13 protein-coding genes and 1 other RNA gene are annotated in these 23,258 nt (G+C 52.9%); 12 read left to right on the forward strand and 2 right to left on the reverse strand.

What is annotated here, in order from left to right; all coding sequences use genetic code 11:
* Positions 1-39 precede the first annotated feature (39 nt).
* The 7 genes from IPH75_07560 to ssrA all read left to right on the forward strand — a co-directional run bounded on the left by IPH75_07560 (position 40) and on the right by ssrA (position 6,705).
* Positions 40-1,086, forward strand: coding sequence for an NAD-dependent epimerase/dehydratase family protein (locus IPH75_07560; GenBank protein MBK7141921.1), 1,047 nt, complete (start codon positions 40-42; stop codon positions 1,084-1,086).
* A 44-nt stretch (positions 1,087-1,130) separates the two neighbouring features.
* On the forward strand, positions 1,131-2,300 hold the full coding sequence (locus IPH75_07565) for a P1 family peptidase (GenBank protein MBK7141922.1): 1,170 nt from the start codon (positions 1,131-1,133) through the stop codon (positions 2,298-2,300).
* 3 nt (positions 2,301-2,303) lie between these two features.
* Complete coding sequence (locus IPH75_07570; GenBank protein MBK7141923.1) at positions 2,304-2,690, forward strand: hypothetical protein; 387 nt, start codon at positions 2,304-2,306, stop codon at positions 2,688-2,690.
* Positions 2,691-2,784: 94 nt separating this feature from the next.
* A complete protein-coding gene (locus IPH75_07575) occupies positions 2,785-4,515 on the forward strand; it encodes a serine/threonine protein kinase (protein ID MBK7141924.1) in 1,731 nt (576 codons plus the stop codon).
* A 337-nt stretch (positions 4,516-4,852) separates the two neighbouring features.
* The gene (locus tag IPH75_07580; protein MBK7141925.1) at positions 4,853-5,398 is read left to right on the forward strand and encodes a methylphosphotriester-DNA--protein-cysteine methyltransferase family protein; all 546 of its coding nucleotides are present in this window, start codon (positions 4,853-4,855) and stop codon (positions 5,396-5,398) included.
* 55 nt (positions 5,399-5,453) lie between these two features.
* Entirely contained in the window at positions 5,454-5,930 is a 477-nt protein-coding gene (locus tag IPH75_07585) for a methylated-DNA--[protein]-cysteine S-methyltransferase (protein MBK7141926.1), read from the forward strand.
* Between the two features lie 412 nt (positions 5,931-6,342).
* Positions 6,343-6,705: a transfer-messenger RNA gene (gene ssrA / locus IPH75_07590) on the forward strand.
* A 99-nt stretch (positions 6,706-6,804) separates the two neighbouring features.
* Here ssrA and IPH75_07595 read toward each other — a convergent pair.
* Positions 6,805-7,734 (reverse strand): RtcB family protein, encoded by a 930-nt coding sequence (locus IPH75_07595; GenBank protein ID MBK7141927.1) that lies wholly within the window; start codon positions 7,732-7,734, stop codon positions 6,805-6,807.
* 269 nt (positions 7,735-8,003) lie between these two features.
* Between IPH75_07595 and IPH75_07600 the strand changes: the two genes are divergently transcribed.
* The 4 genes from IPH75_07600 to IPH75_07615 all read left to right on the forward strand — a co-directional run bounded on the left by IPH75_07600 (position 8,004) and on the right by IPH75_07615 (position 17,042).
* Entirely contained in the window at positions 8,004-10,223 is a 2,220-nt protein-coding gene (locus tag IPH75_07600; protein MBK7141928.1) for a HAMP domain-containing histidine kinase, read from the forward strand.
* A gap of 371 nt (positions 10,224-10,594) precedes the next feature.
* Complete coding sequence (locus IPH75_07605; GenBank protein ID MBK7141929.1) at positions 10,595-13,135, forward strand: PD40 domain-containing protein; 2,541 nt, start codon at positions 10,595-10,597, stop codon at positions 13,133-13,135.
* A 271-nt stretch (positions 13,136-13,406) separates the two neighbouring features.
* Positions 13,407-15,638 carry a HAMP domain-containing histidine kinase gene (locus IPH75_07610; GenBank protein MBK7141930.1) on the forward strand — a complete coding sequence of 744 codons (2,232 nt, stop codon included), beginning with the start codon at positions 13,407-13,409 and terminating at the stop codon, positions 15,636-15,638.
* 36 nt (positions 15,639-15,674) lie between these two features.
* Positions 15,675-17,042 (forward strand): sigma-54-dependent Fis family transcriptional regulator, encoded by a 1,368-nt coding sequence (locus IPH75_07615; protein MBK7141931.1) that lies wholly within the window; start codon positions 15,675-15,677, stop codon positions 17,040-17,042.
* A gap of 416 nt (positions 17,043-17,458) precedes the next feature.
* Here the strand turns inward: IPH75_07615 and IPH75_07620 are convergent, their stop codons facing one another.
* Positions 17,459-17,872 (reverse strand): bacteriohemerythrin, encoded by a 414-nt coding sequence (locus IPH75_07620; GenBank protein ID MBK7141932.1) that lies wholly within the window; start codon positions 17,870-17,872, stop codon positions 17,459-17,461.
* 379 nt (positions 17,873-18,251) lie between these two features.
* Between IPH75_07620 and IPH75_07625 the strand changes: the two genes are divergently transcribed.
* Positions 18,252-23,201, forward strand: coding sequence for a PAS domain S-box protein (locus IPH75_07625; protein ID MBK7141933.1), 4,950 nt, complete (start codon positions 18,252-18,254; stop codon positions 23,199-23,201).
* Positions 23,202-23,258: the final 57 nt, after the last annotated feature.

Below are 23,258 nucleotides of genomic sequence, written 5' to 3' on the forward strand. Positions count from 1 at the left end.
AATGACAGCCAGCCTCCAAATCCATATATTCACCGCCTGATGGCAATTGACACCAAATCAACCGTCCTTGTAACCGGGGCCAGCGGCTCTCTCGGGAAACAGCTCCTCTATGAGCTGACGACCCAGGGATATCGTCCGATCGCCCAGGTTCGCGACAATTCCAAGACCGACTATATCGATTCGCTCGGATTGGAGAAGCGGGTCGCCGATATCCGCAACAAGCCGCAACTGGCGGAATTAGTGAAGGGTGTTGATGCCATCATTCATACCGTCGCGCTGGTAGATTTCCGACAGGATCGCCTGACCCAATTCACCGGCGTGAATACCTTCGGCGCGACCGATCTTTATCTCGCCGCCAGAGCGGCCGGTGTAAAACGATTTGTCCATGTCTCCAGCGTTGCGGCAGTCGGCGCGGTCCTTCGCACCAATGGTCCCGGACTCTCTCATCCAAACAGTCTGGCGAATGAAGAGCATGAGTTTAATCTGCGTCATCTGCAGATCCCCTATATCATGACCAAACGGGCCGCCGAAGAAGAACTGCTCAAACTCGCCGCACAGCCCGGCCCGGAACTGGTGATAGTCAATCCGTCGATCATGGTCGCCCCCTCGCGCACCGGCGACGATCGCGGCAAGGCAACCAAACGGTTCAACCAGCCGATCCTTCCCGGCATGCACAACTGGATGAATCTCGTCGATATCCGCGATGTTGCTCCCGCAATTGTTGCCGCGATGGTCAAGGGCCGGCCGGGCGAACGCTACATTCTCGGCGGTGACAATATCACCGAGCGTGATCTGATCCTCCATGTCTCCGCTCAGCTCAAGATCGCACCGCACATCTGGTCGATTCCGCGTGGCCTGGTGGATTTTGTCGGATGGTTCGCCGGGAGATACCACCACTTCCGTTCCAAATTCGGGTCCGGGCACAAGGTTTCGTTTTATCCCGATATCGTGAAAATGCTGGATTATGACTGGGCCTATTCCTCGCAGAAAGCGAAGACGGAACTCGGCTTCCGCTCCCGTTCGCTTTTCATCACGCTGAAAGATCTGCTGACAAACGATTTCCGCGGCACCTATCTGAAGCCGTAGAGATCTATCCGGGCACCGACATCCTGTAACTTGTGAGGCCTGAGATGACTGATCGAGTCTCTTCCTTGACCTTCGTATTCCTGATCGCGTTTCTGATTTTCGGTTCTTTGCCGATCGAGGCTAAGCCGCGCGCTCGAGATCTGGGGATTCCATTTGACGGCGTCACTGGTCCGCACAACGCGATCACCGATATTCCGGGCGTCTTGGTTGGATACAAAACGCGCATTGAGGGAGAAGGAAAACTGATTGTCGGCAAGGGGCCAATTCGTACGGGTGTGACGGTGATTCTCCCACACGGCAAGAATGGTGACTACTATCCGTGTGGCTACTTCTCTCTCAATGGCGATGCTGACATGTCTGCGGCACTCTATATCGATGACTACGGGATGCGTTGGGGACCGATCGGCATTACCAACACCAACAGCGCAGGGGTGGTGCGCGATGCCATCGGTGAGTGGAACTATCGGACATTCAGCGAGCGTGGCGTCGAAGATATGTCGTTCGGGTATCCAATTGTCGGCGAAACCTGGGATGGTGATTTCAACGATATCAACGGCTTTCACATCACCAAACAGGATCTGTTTGATGCTCTTGATTCCGCAAAGAGTGGGCCGATCGCCGAAGGGAATGTCGGTGGCGGAACAGGCATGTGGTTGTATGGATTTAAAGGGGGAAACGGGACCGCGTCGCGGCAAGTGACCATTGGCGACACCACCTACACTGTCGGAGTGTTGGTACAGGCAAATTTCGGACGACGCGATGACCTGATGATCCGCGGCGTTCCGGTCGGTAAGGAGATTACCGATCTGGCGCCAGTGATTGACGAGGAATGGACCGATGGTTCAGTTTTCGTCGTGATCGGGACCGATGCCCCCATGCTGTCGCTGTATCTGAGACATATGGCGAAGCGAAGCGCGATCGGGATGGCACGCACCGGCACAACGTCCGGCAATGGTTCAGGAGACGTCTTTCTGGCATTCTCAACTTCGCCATTTGAGTACGACAGCACCTACACAACGATGACGCAGCGCTCGATCACCAAATGGAATCTGGATAAGTTGTATCGAGCAGCGGTGGAAGCTACCGAGGAAGCGATCATCAATGTACTGGTTGGCGCGGAAACGATGTCCGGGGCCAACGGCAACACGTTGTATGGCATGCCGCATGACCGCTTACGTGAAGTGATGAAGAAGTACAATCGACTCGGGGAATGACCTATGACACGATTCAGGCGTGATTCAATAAGCTCTCGATCCTGGTATCCCGCCCTCCTCGGGTTGATCATCGGCGCGATCACTCTCTGGCCGATGTCGTACTCCACACTGAACAACTCTACCTCCGGTATCGCTCTGGGTTGGGCTATCTTCTGCGCTATCGCAGGTCTTTATCTGGGAGCAACCACCGATCGACCATATGCCAGACTTGCACTGGCAGTCTGCGGCGGTGTGGCGATCGCACAAGTGATCCGGATCATCGTTGACTGCACATTCGACCCGACCAACCACAACCTCTGGCCATTTGAATTTGTCTGGATGATGATTTGCTGTTTCCCGGCGACATTCATTGGGGCGTGGGTTGGACGTCGGCTGCTTCAGCGAGACTGATAGTGCGGGGCTGCGGGCCTATTTCTGTCCACTTTTCGCTTTTCAATGTGGGCACCAAAGACTATTATTGGGATAATTGCACCAACGAGGCACTATGGAAGAGCAACCCAAGCCATTCCATGATATGGATGAGACAGAATCCGTTTCTGGCAATCAGCCTCCACGTCCAGTTCCAACTCAGCTGGGCCCCTTTATTATAGAATCTCTCATTGGCAGCGGGGGAATGGGTTCCGTCTATCGCGCCTTCGATGAGTCTATGAAACGCCCAGTGGCGCTCAAAGTCCTCCACCCATCAATCGGACAATCAGTTGCTTATCAGCGATTTGATCGTGAAGCTTGGATTGTTGGCCAGCTGGACCATCCCAATATTATCCGAGTGTACAGTCGGGGGGAGGAAGCGGAAATACACTTCCTGGCCATGGAGCTTGCCGATGGTGGTTCTCTAGCGGACAGACTCCTTCAAATAAGAAAGGAAGCGTCGAAAAGCGGCGATGTCACGGCCACCATCACGACAGAGTATATACACAATGTGTTAGCGAAATTTATAGACCTCTGTGAAGCCGTCGAGTATGTGCACAACAAGGGCTTCTTTCATCGTGATATTAAGCCGAACAACATTCTCCTGACAGAATCAGGCTCGCGTTTGAAGTTGACTGATTTTGGCATTGCTCACGCAGACGATATGACCAGCATGACGCGCGCGGGTGACTTCATGGGGACGCTCAAGTATATGTCGCCAGAACAGCTGGCTGCGCATCGTGCCGACATCGACAAGCGCACTGACATCTATTCACTGGGGGTTACACTTTACGAACTCTTGACGTTACAACTCCCCTACGACGGCGACACTGACGAGAAATACGTAAGCGCGATCCTCGCTGGACGGTCCGTGCCGGCAAGACGCCGTCACGCCCGAATTCCGATGGACGTAGAAACGGTCCTGATGAAAGCAACTGAACACGATCCTCAAGGGCGGTATCAAAGTGCCCATGAATTTGCGTTGGATCTGAAAGCCATTTTGGAGAATCGGCCGATCACGGCACGTCGAACAGGACTGCTTGGCAGAGCTCACAAATTCGTAAAGCGTCATCGTCCAACGATAACGATCGGAGTTTCCGTTGCCATAATCCTTGTGGCAACAATTGCTTACTTTGAAAGTTGGCGGAACCGCTCGCTGGACAGGATTAGGATCGTTCAAGTTTTGCAGACGGTCGTTGCTTCGGGGAAAGCGCCAGTGGAGCTGGAGCATGATTGGAGTCGGCTGTGGCCATTGCTTGTGAAGGAAGTCAATGGAGGCAATGATGATTCTCTTGAGTTCTGGTTCCATCGAGCCATTCAGCCACGACTCCCTTTGCAAGATGAGCTGAGAGATAAACCAATCGTTATGTCGCGATCCGTTTCTCTTTTTCCCATTGGCGCTACAGATAGCGGACAGACTTTCGCCCTTGTCACCAGAATAAGCGAACTAGGTGTTAGCGATGTCTTTGAACCGACAGCAACGGCTTGGAGTTACTATTCCCTTGCCCAGCCTGCTGGGGGATTCGGGTACGAAATGAATACGGCTCGACCGGCAGCTGGAGTTTCAGGGTTACTCAGAATCAAATTGCGGATCATATCAGAGCACTACAGGCATGGAGTAATTTACACTGATGAAACCACGGAGGCTGAACCAACCGCTTACAACAATTCAGGAATCTCGCTCAGCGACATTCCAATCGTCATCAAAGATCCGTCGAAGGGAGATCGTCTTGAACCATTCTTGACCGATACTACCTTTGCGGAGTACTCAATCGTGCGAATAGTGCCGACCGACCGCACTCGTTGAGCATCGCCCACTGTCGAGAGACTAAGTGGGATCGATTGTCTATTCCCCTGACAGACATTCCAAGGCTCATCCAATCTATCCCCCCGTATTACATTACTCACTGCTCCCGACTCCGTCCCCATTAATAGAGGCCGGATAGAAGAGGCGAGGCTGGCTGCCATCCTCTCGCCTTGCAAACAGCTAAATTGATCGCTTCTCCCAAAACGTCAACCCGCTTTCACACAACAAGATGATGATTCCGCTCCGGCACCGCCCGGCCGTATCACATCTGCATACAGTCAAATTGTTTGCCTGATTTCCGGTAGACGATTCCCCCGATCCCTCGTACATTACTCCCATGAAAACGATCTCTTACCAGCAGATGGTCCGGGCTATGCAAACCAACGATTCTTCTTTCAATGGCCGCTTTTATGTCGGTGTCCATTCGACCGGGATCTTCTGCCTCCCGTCATGTCGCGCGCGACTGCCCAAACTCCAGAATGTCCGTTTTTATCCGACCCGCGAGGATGCTATCGGTGCCGGGCTCCGTGGATGCAAACGTTGCCGTGCCGAACGATTCCCGAATAATCTCCCTGCCTGGCTGTATGAACTGATCCGCCGGATGAGAGAACAGCGCGAGGAACGGATGTCGGAGAAGCGGTTGGTTGAGATCGCCGGTGTCGATGTTTCCACTATTCGTCGACACTTCAAAGAATCACTCGGCATGACTCCATTGGCGTTTCATCGCAAACTGCGCCTTGAACATGCGCGCGAACTGATCGAGAAGGGGGAGCGGTATCTCGATGCTGCCTATGCGGTCGGCTATGAATCGCCATCGGCCTTCCGCGATGCATTCGTCCGTCAATTCGGTAAAACCCCGGGGGAGTATTATGCCCAGCACTAAGCTGATTGAACTTGATCAAATTGTCGCGATTGATCTATCGAGCCCGCTCGGCGAAATGACCGCCGGCGCGAGCGAGAAGGGGATCTGTTTTCTCGAATGGCATGACCGTGGCGGTGTCGACCGCATCAAGGCACGTGTGGAAAGGCGGTATCGCCGGCAGGTCGTATCGGGGGAGAATCAGCATCTCGAGAAACTTCGCGATGAACTGGCGCGCTATTTCGAGGGAAAGCTTTCAACCTTCACAGTCCAGTTGGATATCGCCGGAACAGAATTTGAGCGGACAGTCTGGAAGCAGCTTCTCAAAATTCCGTATGGCGAGACTCGCTCGTATGGTCAGATGGCGGTCGATCTGAATCGACCCGGCGCGCAACGCGCGGTCGGACGAGCCAACGGCGCGAATTATGTTTCGATCGTCATTCCGTGCCATCGAGTGATCGAAGCAACGGGGAAACTTCGCGGCTACGGCGGCGGCCTCTGGCGCAAAGAGTGGCTGCTGAAGCTGGAGCATTCCCAGCGAACGCTGGCGTTGTAATCCATTTCCTGCTTTATAACCCACCGGAAATCGTCATCCTGTCTCTTTTGCAGTCATCGACTCGCCCTATTGCTTTGTATAACAAGGGAATACGATGGTAGTTGCGATTCTTTGAATTTGAAACAACTATCCGGAGTATACGTTATGTAAGTTGCGGTGATTGGAAGCAATCGACCGATAGAGTATATTGAATCGACTGTACTCGAATGTTTCGCCAAGCGCGAAGCGGATTGGTGCGGCCTGATTCTGAGTACTGGTTGAGATGGATAGCCTCTCTTCGCAAAGCGCGAAGCGGACCAGTATCGACGACTCTAATTACCGTACCCCACCATTTATGGTGGGACCTGTTCTTTGAAAACTGGAGAGTCTGCCAGGACTCTCTTGCGATCCTGAATCTTGGATCTTCCGATATGGGGGTGACAGGTTTCGACGGATGTAGCGAGGGGTTGTTGGCGTGCCGGGGTTGTCTGGGTCCCCGTTATCAAACTAGGCAAACCACAAATGGCGAAAATAACTACGCCATGGCCGCCTAACTTAACCGTTAGTTGATGGTCCGTCGTACTCGAGTGTATGTCTCCATGCTCGGGATACGGCGTCGCTAAAGGAGACTCGATGGTCTGGTGTCGCGACGGATCGTTTAAATAAAGCGGCTGGTGTTTGGAGTGGTCTGCGTCACGACAGCTTCGAATACGAGACAAATAGGTGGACGCTACGCACGTAGAAGACAGCTTGACGTTGTATTCGGACGGGGGTTCGATTCCCCCCACCTCCACCAAATTTTCCCTATCAGATAGATCATTCGCCGTGGCTCAAGAGCGACGCCGGTTCATCAGGAAAATCGTTGCCATCAATTATAGCAGGATCGGCGCTTAGGTCACCCCAGGTGTCCCATATACCCGATCACACGGAAACGCTGGATCTCCTCGACGTAGCCGTCGATCAACATCAGGCACTCATCGAGATCCCGGTAAGCGTATGGCCCCTCGGTTCTCAGCGATGAATCCTCGATACCGTCCGGCATCAGAATACGACTCCGCAAGTCCTCGAAATCAAACGTATCCGCCAGCGGCTTGCATTCGCCACGCGACATCGTTCGACCGGTGCCATGGCTCATCGAATAGAGCGACTCGCTGACTTTGTCGGTCGCTCGCAAGAGCGAAACATCGCCGGACATGTGCGACGGTATCACACAGACTTCACCGGGATAAAGTCGGATCGATCCTTTCCGGATAATCACCCGGCCATCGGCGAGCTGTTCGAAGGTATTGTGTGGAAGATCATATACTACCGACAGTGGACCAAACAGATGCTCCAGCGCATGCTGCACACCCGCACGGTTCTCCGAGGCCCACTTGACGATTCGTCCGAACTCTTCGTCAAAGCGCGCAGGCTGATCGATCAGGGCATCCACCAGCCCGGATTCATTGCGCGAACCAGTGTGGATCAGGAAATGCAAAGGCCCGCCGTCGACCGGCACCAACGCATCAAGGAAATGATTCCCTCCTCCCAGATCGCCAACGCGCCCTTTGTTCAATCGAAGTAAAGAAGCTACTTCGTTCCAGGTCTCGCGAGTCAATCGGGTTCGGTCAAGATCTGATGCCAGCAGTCGCATGCCGCATCCGCAATCAGACACGGCGAACTTGCGCCAGTTTGACTGTGAGGTCAGCACCGCAGTTCCCGTCGGAAGGGGGGATTTGCCGGGGCATGCGTCGGGGAGAAAGACTACGGTCTCTGCTTGAAGGTCAGGCGGCAGCCAGGAGAAGAGTTTGCCAAGCGGTTCAGCAGACAGATTGCGAATATCCATTGAGTCCCCGAATGTTCGGACGTGACGGTTGATTGTTTGCTTAGGCGAGCAGACATATATTGCAGGATAAGTGGACAAAAGGCAAGACGATACTGATACTGCCGGGACAATTGACACCCACCCCATCGATCTCGACGTTTTTGATTGACCACGGCTGATACTGCGGCTATCTTCTCAATCGAAACAGGCAACCGGGAGCACACCTGAATTCGATCATTCGTTCAAAATCAGCTTTTCTTCTGAGTACAGCAAAGGTGTTGTTGCGCTCAATGCCGGTACTGCTGGTCGTTTTGCTGTTGCCACTTCTGGCGGAGTCGAAGTCGATCGAACTCAAATACGATCCGTCAGTCGACACATCTCTTCTTCCATACTCAGTTGTCATTAAAGATGCCGCGACCAGCCCGTGTGACCGCCCGCCAGTCCGCCACTCACTTCGTGCTGTAACGGTAGCAAATCGGCCTGATGAGCTTTCTACATATGTGCGAGCGATGAATCCGTTGCCAAGCGAATCCCCTGAGGGGCACCTCAATTGGAGCCCTTTTGGTCATCGGGCTGCACTCGACGAAATGGCGCTTCTGGGAACCCTTATAGAAGACATCGCGGTTGTCCCTCGGGGAGACTCAGTCTGGATATTCGGAACTGCTCTGCGAAGTGACTCACTCTATCTGTTCAAAGCGGTTTCGCCGGAAGGGAAGGTGGAGTGGATCTCGATCGCTCAAGTTGTTGATCGCGACGGAGACGGAAAGTGGTCGGGAAATTCGAGGCATCTTCTGACAGCCGATTACGATTTTGACGGACAGACCGAGCTCTTTTTCTATTTCAACGCGGTCAGGGATAGCCAGCCGCGAGAGCTCGTCTGTATTGAGGCCGACTCATTCCATCTTGAATGGCGGCTTAAAGTGGCGTCGCCGGTGTATACGGTTTTTACCTGCGGCGACACGAGTGATCCCGGGGTCATTTTCGCAACAGAAGCTCCCGGGCAGGGTGTCAGCGACTCCATTTTCAGGGACAGATTCGGGTACCTCGGGCGGGTAGACCGAAAAGGCAAGGTTGCTTTTGCACTGAGTAAGTCCACCTATCCGTTTAGCTTTCCTCTGGATATTGCCAAATCCCGATCTGAATTCTACATCCTTGGACTGACCATTGATGACACCACCGGTGACACAAGACTCTCCGCAGGATTGTTGGAGCGAATCTCTGCGAACGGCCAGACCATCAGCCAGGTGTCAGATTCGCAATTCAGCCCAAGCATGTGGGCTATTGATCTGGATGATGACGGGGTTAAGGAAATATTGGTCTTCAACGCAGACAGATCTGTTCAGGTGTTTTCGGCCGCTCTGGAAAAACTGTATCACTCCGAGCCCGGATTTCCTGCTGGTGACGCGGGTTTCATAGAGCGGTTTGACGGGATACATGATGCCCGGCTCATTCCGCTGGATGGAGAACGGACAGGGATATTTGACGCGCATTTCAACCTGCTGGCGCTCTTGCCGAAAACCTCACAGTGCGAAGTGCTGGGCAGGGACTCGACCGGGCAGGTCACGGCCCTTATCCTCAATGAGTATACCGGACGCCACTATTTCGCTAGTTTGTCCAGACGAAGTAACCTTGACCTGGCCGTGATCTTTTATCGCAAGAACCATGTCTACTTTTTGTCCGGGTCGTTTGCACTCTTGGCGGCGCTGTTTGTGACTGCGTTCTATCAGCGAAGAACAAAAGCGAACCTTCGCATAATCGACCGCCAGCGTCAGGAGCTTGCCGAGGCGCACCAGAAACTGAAAGACGCACAGCCGGCGATCATCGCGCGCGAGAAATATCTCCAGGCAAAAGATATCGCGGGCGGCTTTGCGCATGAGATCCGCAACGCGCTCTTTCCGGCAGATAGTGCGATCACAAAGATCAAAGACCTCTCCTCAACCGGCACCATCAGCCAAGAGAAGCTGGAAAGATGCCTGGTTCCGTTGAGTGTTGCGGTAACGAGAGCAGTCGGCATAACACAAATCATCTCCAGTTACACGAAACTGGAATCTGAGCATTTGCCGGAACGCGTTCTGCTCCCAAAAGTGATCGAGCGCGCCATCGCCGCACACAAACCACTACTGGAGAACAAAGAGGCGAAAGTGGTTCTTGATGGTCCAGAAAACACAGTTATAGAATCTAATCTGGCACAGCTCGACATGGTTTTCTCCAATCTGATCTTGAACAGTCTCGACGCTTTGACTGATCGAACCACTCCGATTATTAGTATCAAGTGGCAGACGACAGGGGATTTCACACGAGTCACTTTCAGCGACAATGGCGCCGGAATTCCCGAGGAAATTCTTCCCAGGATATTTGATACGTTTTTCTCAACGAAACCAAACAAGGGGACGGGTTTGGGGCTATCACTTACGAAGAAGATCATCGAGATGTACGGGGGGACGATCAGCGCCACCAGCACGGTTGGGGCGGGCACGAGTATTGAGGTAAGACTACGTCCCTGCGATTGACCTGCGAATAAGGTGCACTGCAATAGTGCACTCTCACACGGAATGATTCTACAATCCACACTCGTTGTTCACTTCGATTTCAGATTGCCGAGAAGTAAAATTACTCCGGTGTAATCGTTCTTATTGTAGGTAAACTACTCCACGCGACAATACAGTCGCCGAATTTTCCGGTTTTACGATATTGTCCCGCAATGAGTAACGCGTGTGACAATACCACTTCAAAATTGGCATCACACTTGCAATGTACTTCCGAAATTCAACCGTGCGTCGCTCTATCACACGCACGCAACATGAAACATTTTCTGGAGGTACACATGAGGTTCGCAGTACTAATGTTTGCCATAGTCTTCCTTCTCATAGGAAGTGCAGTTATGGCAGCCGAAAAGATCGTCTTCTCGTCGAACGAATCCGGGAACCATGACATCTGGATGATCAATCCGGATGGAACTGGGAAAATGCAGATCACAAACAGCGCAATTGACGAATTTTCTCCGAAGATCTCACATGATGGTAAGACCATCGCATTCACACGATTCGACGGTGGCCAGTACCATGGAAATATCTATTTCTATGATGTTGCCACGGGTGCAGTTTCCCAGGTGACCAGTGCGAACGATGTTGCGTATGACCTCTCGTGGAGTCCAGATGATACCAAGATCGCGTATTCCCGAAGCTGCGGAGGCCGACAGATCGCAGTTCTCGACCTGGCAACGAGCGCAGTAGACGTCCTGACTGGATGCAGTGGCGGTTCTTATGGTGCCATCTGGCACCCAACGGACGGTCGAATTTACTATTGGGACTACATTCCAGGAGGCTGTAACTGGGGAATGTATTCGGTTCCGGCAACAGGAGGAACAGCTGAACGAGCTGACGGCAGAACATATTGGGATACTGAATGGTCGTTTAATCCGACTAATCCAGACAATATAGCTGCCGCTGTCTATTTTGGCACCGGCTGTCTACATGGGAGCTATCTTGCTCTGTTGAACAGAGCGGATACTAATTATACACTGCTACATGGTGGAGGGGACATCGCAGATCGAAATCCGGCGTGGTCACCCGACGGAACGCGAATAGCATTCGCGACGCAGGAATGGACCGTAACGACGGCACGTAATGTTTGTGTTTATGATGTGCAATCTGGAAACTTGGACACTTTGCCGATTGGCGCATCAGGTGGAAGTCAATACGGTTCGATTGCAGATCTGAGTTGGGGTACGATTGTCTCAACTAATGGTCCCATCTATTGGGCGGGGACAGGCCACTGGTACGAAGTAGTCAAAGGGCCATCGGCTGGTCTACCTTGGATTTCCTGGACGGCGTGCCGCGACTCGGCTCGTGCGCGGGGCGGCTATCTGGCAAGCATCTCTGAATCTGGTGAGAACCAGTTCATTACTAGTATCATTCCTACAGAATATACTTCTAAGGCAATAGGGGGCTGTGAAGTATCCGAGGGTAACTGGGCTTGGGACTCTGGAGAACCATTTGTTTACACTAATTGGGCACCCGGTGAACCAAGTAATAGCTGGGGTGGAACTGAAGCGTATATGTACTACGGTGTGAATTTCCCTGGTCAGTGGCACGATGGAACGCTTTTCGGGGCAGATGCCTTTGTCGTGGAGTATGAAGTCGAGCCAAACTTCATTGAATTCCCAGGTCTATCGGCCTTACCGTGTGATACAGAAATCTTAGTGCAACCTGTTCGCGTCAGGAACTGGAGACCTGTTGTTGGAATGAACATCCCCCTCAGCATTCCCGAAGGCGCCGAAGTGATAAGTGTGCAATTGGGAGGTCTTGCAACAGAAGGTTGGGACGAACTGATTGAGACTCAAATAGACAATCAGTCCGGAACGCTTCGTATGGTCTTGACGAACAGTCCACTTGAGGAGCTAGCCCCGGGAAATCATCTTATCGCTAATATCCACTTCAAGGCAGCCGCACAGTGCACAACCTCAACGGGATTGCATTGGGACACAACCTTGTCGTCAGATCCGGAACGCATGTTGTCTTTCTCGGACTCGCGATTCAATTCATTTGAGCCACACTTTGACAACATGAAGGATTCATTTATAGTACATGGCTACCTTAGAGGCGACAATAATGGCGATAGAAACGTCGATCTCTCTGATTTGAGTGCACTGATAGCATATTTGACTCAGACACCGAGACCCGCACCCTGTGTATTGCAGGCCGCTAATGCTAACGGGGATCCTAAAGTTGATTTGTCGGACCTGACAATTCTCATTGCATACCTGACCAGCACTCCTCGCCCGATTCTGCAATGTGGCGCTGCGGCGAGCCCGTTTCTCAAACCAGACATTGGTTATCACTTGGCAACCGTGTCAAACAGTAGTCGTTATGCAATCTCGCTATCTAGCCAACTACCTCTTCGAGCGGTTCTACTTAAAGTCCAGACATCTGGATCAGTAGGTAGCCTCTTGAGTTCAGAATTTGACCTTTTTGTTGAACGAGCCGGAAACGAAGTGATTATTCTGGCTGTCGACTTGCAGGGTCGTGGGATAATTGACCCGGGCACACAGGAATTGTTCGCGTTTTCGGAAGAGGTGACTATTATCTCATCGGAGGCGTCCACAGCAGAATTCGCAACGGTCTACGGCTCCATCAGCAACCTTGCCTCCCTTGTTCCGGTAGAGTTCGGGCTTTCCCAGAACTATCCGAACCCGTTCAACCCTTCAACCGAGATTAGCTATAGTCTTCCGACTGCCGCATACGTGACATTGGAAGTCTACAACTTGACCGGTCAACGAGTGGCCATCTTGGTCAACAGCGATCAAGCGAGCGGGACTCACACGGTTCGTTGGGATGCCAGCCAGTACGCCAGCGGCGTTTACATGTACCGTTTAACGACTGGAGAATTCACTGAAACGAAGAAGATGCTACTCATCAAGTAGGAGAAGATAACAGCATGATGGCACTCGAATAGCGAGCTATCGAGTGTGTACCAGACCCGGTGGTGTGATCCAGTCACCCGCCGGGTCTTGTTTTGTCATTATTTGGCAGGACCCTGAAAAACGACCGCTTGCAGTCGCCCCCCCCCGCCAACTTTTCCGTACCCGATGGCGGTCTGTGCATTATATTACGGAGCAGCGATTTCGCTCGATCCGGGAGACTCTTTTGACAGGTTCACGCAGTTATATTCATTGGTTCTTTGTCGGTTTCGCAATGGCCGTTCTGCTATTGTGGGCAGGTTTGGCCTTTGCAGTTGACGAGATCAATCTCAAAGTAGAACAGAGCACCGATTACCTTCCCTATCGGGCCGAAATCGAGAACCATCTGTTCTGTGACGTGGAAGCCTCGCCGGTCATTCACTCAAGACATATCATTCGGGTCTCTCAGATCGACGGTCCGTCCGGCTCCTGGGTTTATGCCAAAAACCAGTCACCATGGGTCAACTCCTTCAGCCATCTGCTTCGCATGGAGGTTCCTTCCGGGGTCATCATGCAGGAACATCCGGTCAAAGAACTGATCCTGTCAGATCTGGCCGTGACCATTGACAGTCAGTTGCAGGACACATCCGTGTTGATCTCAGGATTCTGGCACGACTCGGCCTACATCTGTAAATGGACTTTGGCGACCGATTCATTGGAGCGGATCTTTGTAGCTACCGGACCGGACAAAAATGGAAATGGAAGCTGGGATGGTCAGTTCATTTACCAGCACACATCTGACTATGATCAGGATGGCCGCGTTGAGAGTTTCTTTTATCTCAACACCGAGCGGGATCTTGAACCGCGCCTGCTGGTCTGTATCCAGTCCTCGCCCTTTAAGATCGAATGGACACTGCAGATGGCTTCCATGGTCGTGTGGGTGATCCCGATTCGCGACTCACTCTGTTCAGGGGTTTTGGTCTCAACACATTGCCCCGGGCAAGGGGCAGTTGATTCACTATTCACGGATAGTTTCGGCTACTTGGTGCGTATCGATACATCAGGCAAGGTCCAGTACCATCACAAGATCTCGCAGTATCCCGAGGGAACGCGGATGATCCGAGGCCGCGCGAACGAAGATATTTACCTGGCGCATGGATTCGAATTCGATAAGCCACCCGATTCCGCTGACTCTGCGCCGCTCGGGACAGGTCTGTCGCGAGTTGCGTTTGATGGAAGCGTGCTGAATCAAGAAAGCGATAGCGCAGGGCATACATCGATCTGGCTGGCCGACTGGGATGGTGATACCGACGACGAGCTGTTTGTGACTCTGAGGGACGGAAGAATTCGCGTGTTCGAGAGTGACCTGACTTCTGCTGCCATAATTTCATCGCGTGAGATCCAAAGCCATGTATCTTCTTTGCCGGCCTTTGATGGCCACTCTGACGCTCAAGTGATCAATGAGGCCGACGGACACTCGGGGATCTTCGACAATAGATTGACGAAATTGGCCAGCTTGCCCCAGCAATACCAGTACGTTGAGGTTGCCGAACGCGGCGTCAACGGTGAAGCTACGCTTCTGATGTGCGCAGGATATATCGGTGAGTCTCATCTCATTCGCATCCAACGACAAAGCTGGCTGACCCTGGTCGCGATCTTCTACCGGGATAATCAGGTCTATGTGCTGGCCACACTTTTTAGCGCTCTCTTTGGTCTGATGGTGAGCAACTACTACCGCAGGAAGACCAAGCAGAATCTGGCAACGATAAGGAGCCAGAAGATCGAGCTGGAGGAGACCCATGAAGCACTCAAACGGGCGCAGGAGACGATCATCGCGCAGGAGAAATATCGGCAGGCGAAAGATATTGCGGGCGGCTTCGCACACGAGATCAGGAACGCGCTGTTCCCGGCGGATAGTTCGCTAACGCAGGTCAACCAGATGACCATGACGGGGAGTGTCGACCCGGCCAAGGTGTCCAAGCATATTCGGTTGATCTCCAGCGCAGTCTCCCGAGCGATCGGCATCACCCAGTTGATCACGCAATACACGAAGTTGGAATCGGAGAGAATTCCGGAACAGGTAGATCTTCCGGGCGCAGTCCGGGCCGCTTTCGCGGCGCATCGACAGATGCTGGACCAACAGGGGGTGATAGTGTCAGTCTCAGGGCCAGATTCTCTCGCGGTTCTGTCCAACAACACTCAACTGGGAATGGTCTTGAACAACTTGATCCTCAATAGTCTCGATGCCTTGACTAATCGGCCGAAACCAACTATCTTGGTCAGGTGGGAGCGGCTGGAATCCACTGCCAGCGTCACGTTCAGTGACAATGGCTGCGGAATAGCGGCCGATGATCTACACCGGGTATTCGATACGTTTTTTTCAACCAAGCCAAGCCACGGAACCGGACTAGGTCTAGCCACGACCAAACGGATCGTTGAACTGTACGGGGGCGGAATCTCTGTCAGCAGCGAACCGGGATCGGGAACAACCTTCACGATCAGATTCTGTCTGTTTTCTCAGGAGTAACACGAAGAGAATACTTGTTCAATACGGCCTTCACCTATGCTCAAACAACAGCTCGCCAAACTGCTCGTGGTCGATGATGACCCATCCGTTCTTGAAGCTCTGGTCAGTCTTTTCATCGATGATTACGAAGTGATCTCCGCGTCTTCCGGACAAGGCGCAATTGCCCTGGCTGAAGCCCAAGCGGATATTGCGGTGGCTGTTCTGGATATCAAAATGGAGGGATTGGATGGGATCGAAACTGCCCGCCTGATCAAGCGGATCCGTCCCAATCTGATCATCATCTTTCACACCGGATATCCGGGGGATTATGAAGAGCAGTCGATCGATGCCGCCGAAAAGCCATTCGACTTTGTGGAGAAAGGGAGATCGGCTGTTCGCCTGATGCGAAGTGTTCGGAACGGGGTCGATGCCTACCGTTTGAAAACAACCGGCCTCCTGCACCCTCGAACGGATATGCCCGATTATGGATTGATCGGCAAGTCCCAGCCTATTCTCCGGGTAATCCGAGAGGTCGAGATGATCGCCCGTGGAGACAATCGGGTCATGATCCTGGGAGAGACCGGTACCGGCAAGGAATTGGTGGCGAACGCGATTCACTACAATAGTCAGCGTGCGAGCAAGCCGATGGCAGTGCTCCACTGCAATCACAAATCACCTGATCTGGTTGAGTCAGAGCTTTTTGGTCATCTTAAAGGTTCATACACACACGCCTACGAAACTAGAAAAGGGAAATTTGAATTCGCAAACGGCGGCACGATCTTTCTCGACGAAATCGGGGATCTCGACATTACCACCCAGGCAAAACTGCTCCGTGTCGCTCAGGATGGCACCTATACTCCCATCGGCGTTGACACCACGCGCACAACTGATGTTCGCCTGATCTGCGCGACCAACAAGAACCTCTCCAACATGGTCAAACAGGGGACTTTTCGTGATGATCTCTTCTATCGTCTGAAAGGGGTCACGATCGAACTTCCCACCCTGCGCGAACGAAAAGAAGATATTCCCATACTGGTGGATTACTTTGTCAAACGCGATTGTGTCAAGGCCAGTGAACCACCCAAGCATTTCGATCAATCGGCAATTGAACGTCTCATCCAGTATGATTGGCCGGGGAATGTTCGGGAGCTGATGGAAGCGGTTGAAGCGATCTACCAGCGTTCTTACTCCGACTACATAGATGCCGCCGAGGTTGATTCGTATTTGAAAGACAGCACGGCCCATCTGAAATTCATCGATGATCCGGATAGTCTGAGCGGTAAGGTTGAGGCTTACAAATGCGCCTTGATCATTCATGCAATGCGCCAGAACGGCGGCAACACCTCGGCGGCGGCGGCTCAACTTCGGACGGACAAAGCCAATCTGGGGAAGTATATCCGCGACCACGGGCTGGAGTGGGAGTAAAACTACTCCGCTCCAAATCGACTTACGAGGTAAACTCCCTCTGCCCGAGCGACACGCGGTCGTATTCGAAGTAGCTATCCCCTTCCCCTGCAGTTCATTAGCTTTCTCATCGCATCCCGTTCACACTCGGCATCGTAATTGCAATACTCATCAGCACGGCAAGGCTGCCGGCGTGTGAAGGCTGTCCCCATAGTACGAAAAATTTGCGGTCGCACCGGGGAGGTCGACCCTCCCTGATGGCGCCGGGAGTGAGAGGGGCTGCACCTGAATGGCGAGTTTTCGGGTGCTAACTGGTCCGGTCGTGGTAACTAGTCCATGGCCGGGCCTGCTTTTTTTGGTATCTGCCACAGCCGTCCCAGTCAAAAGAAAAGGCCGGTTTCTACAACCGGCCCAAATCAAATCTATGATCCGACCAACTAGCGAGCCGGCGTTGCCGACTTATTCGCGTGCTGGGCATATTTACGATCAGTATTCTGGATATGGTCGATCAGCCAATCGCGCAGGAAGCGAAGCAGCTCGGTCTGAACCGCCACAGAACCACCAGCCGCTTTGGCCGCCATCTCTTTCACCTTCGCAGTGATGTTATTATGCACGTTCTTGTGGGCGGCATAATCAGGATAGTTGATCGATTGCATGAACTTCTCTTCGAACCCGAAGTGGTAGACGGTGTAGTCAACCAGCTCTTTGAGGACGACTTTAGTTTGTTCAGCGCCTTTGCCGGCAACCATGCCGTCATGCAACTTGTTCATCAATTCGACCAGCTTCTTGTGCTGAATGTCAACCTGGGTCACGCCGATCTCAAACTGGGGACCCCACGTCATGATAGCCATAACTTCGCCTCCACTTTTGTTGTTGTATCTACTTTGTTCGTAATATCGGCTCGACTTAATGAAAGTTGAGCAGTTGGACCATTCTTGTCAGACCGGCTCGGCTATCGCCGGAATCCTCCATTGACGATCATCCCAGACCGATCCTCTCTGTTTCGATCCGCCTGTCAGGGACATCGTTGCTCGGCAAGTCAATCTTTGGGCTTTTGTGACGATAACATCACCGAAAAGGGGTAAGCTGAGATCTGCTAATTCCGCCTCATTTCGACCGGGCAGACGGCAACACGAGAGGGTAATCAATGTCACGGATAGCAATCAGATGTGTTGTCACAAACAAGACAATTCACCGGAAAAGCAGTCGTCGGGCAGGGCAAGACATATAATGATGACTGCAAGGCGATTTTATCTTGGCCTGGCCGTGGTGGCCATTGCGATCGGAGGAGTTTTTCTCCTCAAATGGTCGGAGGATCTGGTTGACCAGAACCTTCGGCAATCAATATGCAATCAGGCTGAGCTGATCGCCCGTGCTCTGGACAGCGAAAAGATCCCAGCGCTTACGTTCACCGAATCCGATCTCTCCAATCCTGCTTATCAGACATTATCAGCTCATATGCGCGAGTACTGTCGGGCTATCGTGCCGTTCCTTGAAAGCGCGAGCAACAACACAGCTATCTACTCGATCGCCCGTCGCGACTCGCTTCTCTATTTCGGACCAGAAAGCATTCCACGGGGTGACCGCCGGTCATCGCCACCCGGCACAGTCTACGAACAGCCGCCGATCGAACTGGAAAATCTGTTTCAGACTAAGCATTCGGTAGTTGTCGGCCCGTATGTGGATGAATACGGGAAGTGGGTCTCCGCCTTTGCTCCGGTGATTGACAAGCAAACCGGTGAGGTGATGCTGGTTATCGGTCTCGATCGCGAAGCAGACCATTGGCAGGCGTCGCTCCATGCCGCCATGATAACGCCATCAATACTCGTCGGGCTTCTGCTGCTGGTGGTCCTCGGCGGAGCGTCACTCCTGCGGCATATCAGATTACAGGCAAGCTATCTACCCCGATGGGCTACGCGAAGTGGCGAAATGATCGTCACCGGCTGCCTTGGCATCATGCTCACCGTGATCGGTGTATATGTGGCGCGAGGGATAGAGGATCGCTCCCGCCTGCTGGTCTTCAATAGCATGGCAAACGCGGATGCTCATTTCATTACCGAAGAGGCGAGGTCTCTCCAACGAGAGAGCTTGGCTGGTCTCTCGACCTTTCTTGGAAATACCGAGAATCGCAACCACCTCCGCTTCAGCGAATACACGCGTCATCTTCTCAATAAGAGCATGGTGCAAGCCTGGGGCTGGGCGCCTCGTTTGAGCGCGAATGAAAGATCCTTGTCGGTTGTCCGAGATAATGCACCTCTTGAGCAGGAAATTGAGGTATGGCGACTCGCACCCAATGGAGATGAGCAGACTGTCGTCCCGAATGCAAACTGCTATCCTGTTCGTTTTCTGGAACCATTGGAATCAAATCGACAGGTGATCGGATTGGACCTTGCCTCCGAAACGATCCGTCGCCGAGCCATTGATCGCGCGATTGCCAGTCGCCAGCCTACCGTCAGCGAGCCGATTGCACTACTGACCGGCGATGGGTCAGAAAAGGGGATCCTGCTCGTTGCACCTGTATATAGCGACACCAACAGCGTACTACCTGACGGGATGGCCCTTGCGGTACTAAACCTTGAGTCTTTATTGGGAGCAGTCCGGAGTCATTCCGTATCAAACGGCGCCAGTAGCGTGCTCTCTCTTTATCAGTTGGACACTGGATATACCTCCTTTCTATCATCTACGACAGGTCACGAGATAGTATGGGAACAACAGATCCGTACTTCCAGCAGTGACGGATTCGGCAGTCTTCTCCCGGCGCCGCTCTTTGCGTTTGCCAAGTCATACGCCATCATCGCTCGCCCCGGACCAGAATTTCATGTCAACTATCCGCCGAGGGCCATATGGTTGGTGTTGATCCCCGGTTTGCTGCTTTCAGCGGTTCTTACCGGCCTGGTTGGCGTACTTGCGCGCCGTCGAAGTATGCTGGAAGAGCAGGTGCAACATCGCACTGCTCAACTTTCGGAGAGCGAAGGTCGTTTTCGCGCGTTGTTCGAACGAAACCGAACGATCCAATTGCTGGTGGATCCGGCGGATGGCACCATTGTAGACGCCAATGCGGCAGCTTGTCAGTTCTACGGCTATTCTCTGAAGACTATCACGAGTCTGAAGCTCTATGATATCCACACCTTGCCGGATGGTGAGGTGAAAAAGAACCTCGACCTGGCAAACGGTTCGACACGTGCCAGTTTTCTGGTCAGACACCGGATGGCCAATGGAGAGTTGCGCGATGTTGAGGTGCATGCAAGCCCGGTTCGGGCGAACGGGCGTCTGCTCAATCACGCGATCATCTATGATATCACCGAGCGTGTACGGGCCGAGGCAAAGTTGCGCGAAAACGAATCACTCCAGCGACTTCTTCTGGAGAGCGTCAATGCCGGTGTGATCATTGTCGATTCAGGAACTCAGATCATCGAACGCGTCAACCAGCGTGCCGCCGATCTTTTCGGCGACAAGGAAAACAATATTGTTGGTCGCAATCATCAGGTGTTTTTTGGCACACCTGGATTCACCCCCAATGGAGCTATCTCTTCACCTCAGATTTCCGAGTTCGACAACGTAGACCGCGAACTTCGCCGCGTTGACGGTACTCTGCATCCGATCATGCTCTCTGTGCGCTCTGTCCAGGTCGCCGGAAAAGTGAAATTGTTGGAGACCTTCGTTGACATATCTGAACGAAAAAAAGTCGAAGAGGATATCAGGCGCAAAGAAGCACAACTAAGGTCACTGCTGGATTCAATTCCGGACATGATCTTTTTCAAGGATATCAATGGTGTCTATCTGGGGTGCAATCCGCAGTTTGCGGAGTTTGTCGGACAACCCCGCGAGAAGATCGTCGGTAGCACCGACTATGACCTTTTCGATAAGGCGGTAGCGGACTCGTTCCGCAGTTTTGATAACAAGATGCTGGAGAACCGCCAGTCGCAACATAATGATGAGTGGGTGGTATATCCGGACGGTAGAGGCTGTCTCCTCGATACGCTCAAGACCCCTTTCTGGGGACCCAATGGAGAGCTGATCGGGATTCTGGGGATCAGCCGCGATATCACCGAGCGGAAAGAAGCCGAGGACAAAGTCAGTGCTTATGCGACCGAACTTGAACACAACAAGCAAGCGCTTGAACGCAACGCGGCTTACTTGAGTACTCTCGTAGAAAGTTACGCGCAAGCGCGTGACCAGGCGGAATCGGCGAATAAAGCGAAGAGCGAATTCCTGGCCAACATGAGCCACGAGATCCGTACGCCACTCAATGGCGTTTTGGGCATGCTCGGCTTGCTCATGGATTCCGGCTTGACCAGCGACCAGCATCGCTTTGCGGAGATTGCTCACGCGAGTGGCAAGTCGCTGCTTCACATTATTAATGACGTACTTGATTTCTCGAAGATTGAGGCCAAAAAACTCCAACTGGAACTGATGGACTTCGACCTGAATGACCTGATCGAAGATACTATTGCCAGTATGGCGGTCAATGCACAGTCAAAAGGGCTGGACATCATCAGCGATATGGCAGCGCCCGTTCCCAACCGATTGCACGGAGATCCCGGGCGTCTCCGGCAGATCTTGACAAACTTGCTGGGAAATGCGGTCAAGTTCACCTCGCATGGCGAGGTCTGCCTTCGCGTCACGTTGATTGAAGAGGCGGATCATGAAACGTTACTTCGTTTTGGAGTCCACGACAGCGGCATAGGTATTCCCGCGGACAAACGACAGCTTCTGTTCAAGAAGTTCAGTCAGGTGGATGCTTCGACCACCCGCCAGTTCGGTGGCACCGGGTTGGGTCTTGCGATATCCAAACAATTGGCGGAGCTGATGGGGGGCGAGATCGGGGTGGAGAGCGAACCAGGTGCCGGCTCGGAATTCTGGTTCACAGCCCGCTTCCGCAAACAGTCGAAGGATATATCGTCGCCACTGCAGCCACCTGTCGACCTTCGCGGCATTCACGCCCTGGTGGTCGATGACAATACCACCAGTCGGGAAGTGATGATCAAACTTCTGACCTCATGGGGAATTCGCGCGGAGGAATCGCCCGATGGGGTGGAAGCATACATGGCACTCCACCGTGCCGCGGCGGATCACGACCCGTTCCAACTGGTCATTGTCGATCTGCAGATGCCCGGCATGGATGGCGAAGCACTGGGTATGGTTGTCAGTACCGACCATCGACTGGCCGACTGCCGACTAGTCCTCTTGACAGAGCTGGGTTCTCGCGGGGATGCCAGGCGCTATCAAGAGGTCGGTTTCTCCGCGTATGTGGCCAAGCCGATCCGGCATCAGGAGTTCAAGGAGATTCTCGCCCTGGCGGTTTCTCAGGAGCGGGGAACCAGCGGCGATACACAGGCAATCGTCACGAGACATACGGCCAGAGAGTCCCTGAGTCTGAAGAATCGCCGGAAGTCACGGATCCTGCTCGCTGACGACAATACGACCAATCAGCAGGTTGCGCTGGGGATGCTCAAGAAACTCGAATTGCGGGCTGATGCGGTTGCTAATGGATACGAGGTCCTCAACGCTTTGCAGTCTATTCCATACGATCTTGTATTGATGGATGTTCAGATGCCTGTCATGAATGGACTGGAAGCCACCAAACAGATCCGTTCTCCCAAGACACCGATCCCTAACCATGAAATTCCGATCATTGCCATGACAGCCCATGCGATGCAGGAAGACCGTCAGACTTGTCTTGAGGCGGGAATGAATGACTACCTCTCCAAGCCAGTCGAGATTCAGGAATTGGCGGCGGTCCTCGCCAAATGGCTGCCCGATGATGCAATCGAAGGGCACAGGCATCCGAAGGAGAGCGAAATGGTGGGAGCCACCACGACGGTCACGAAGGCCGTGCCGGTTTTCGACCGCGCCGGAATGCTGGCGCGATTGTCGGATGATGTAGATCTGGCCCGCCTGATCGTTGGGGGATTCCTGGAAGACCTTCCCCGGTTGGTACAGTCACTTCGCGATATGATTGAAAAGGAAGACCCTGCTGGTGTACAGATGCAAGCCCATACGATCAAAGGAGCTTCCGCCAACGTGGGCGGTGAAATGGTACGACAGCTGGCATTCGAGATAGAAAAGGTCGGAAAAGCAGGTAATCTCCAATCAGTACAAGGTTTAATGTCTCAACTTGAGGCCGAAGTTGATCGCCTGATGAGGGCAATGCAACAAGATCTCGAAATGGCGCAATAAATCGGGCCTGGCAGTCGATAATATGAGCTAATGGAAATGTCCATCCGCATCTATGGA

The organism is bacterium (assembly GCA_016708025.1).
GTDB lineage: Bacteria > Zixibacteria > MSB-5A5 > GN15 > FEB-12 > FEB-12.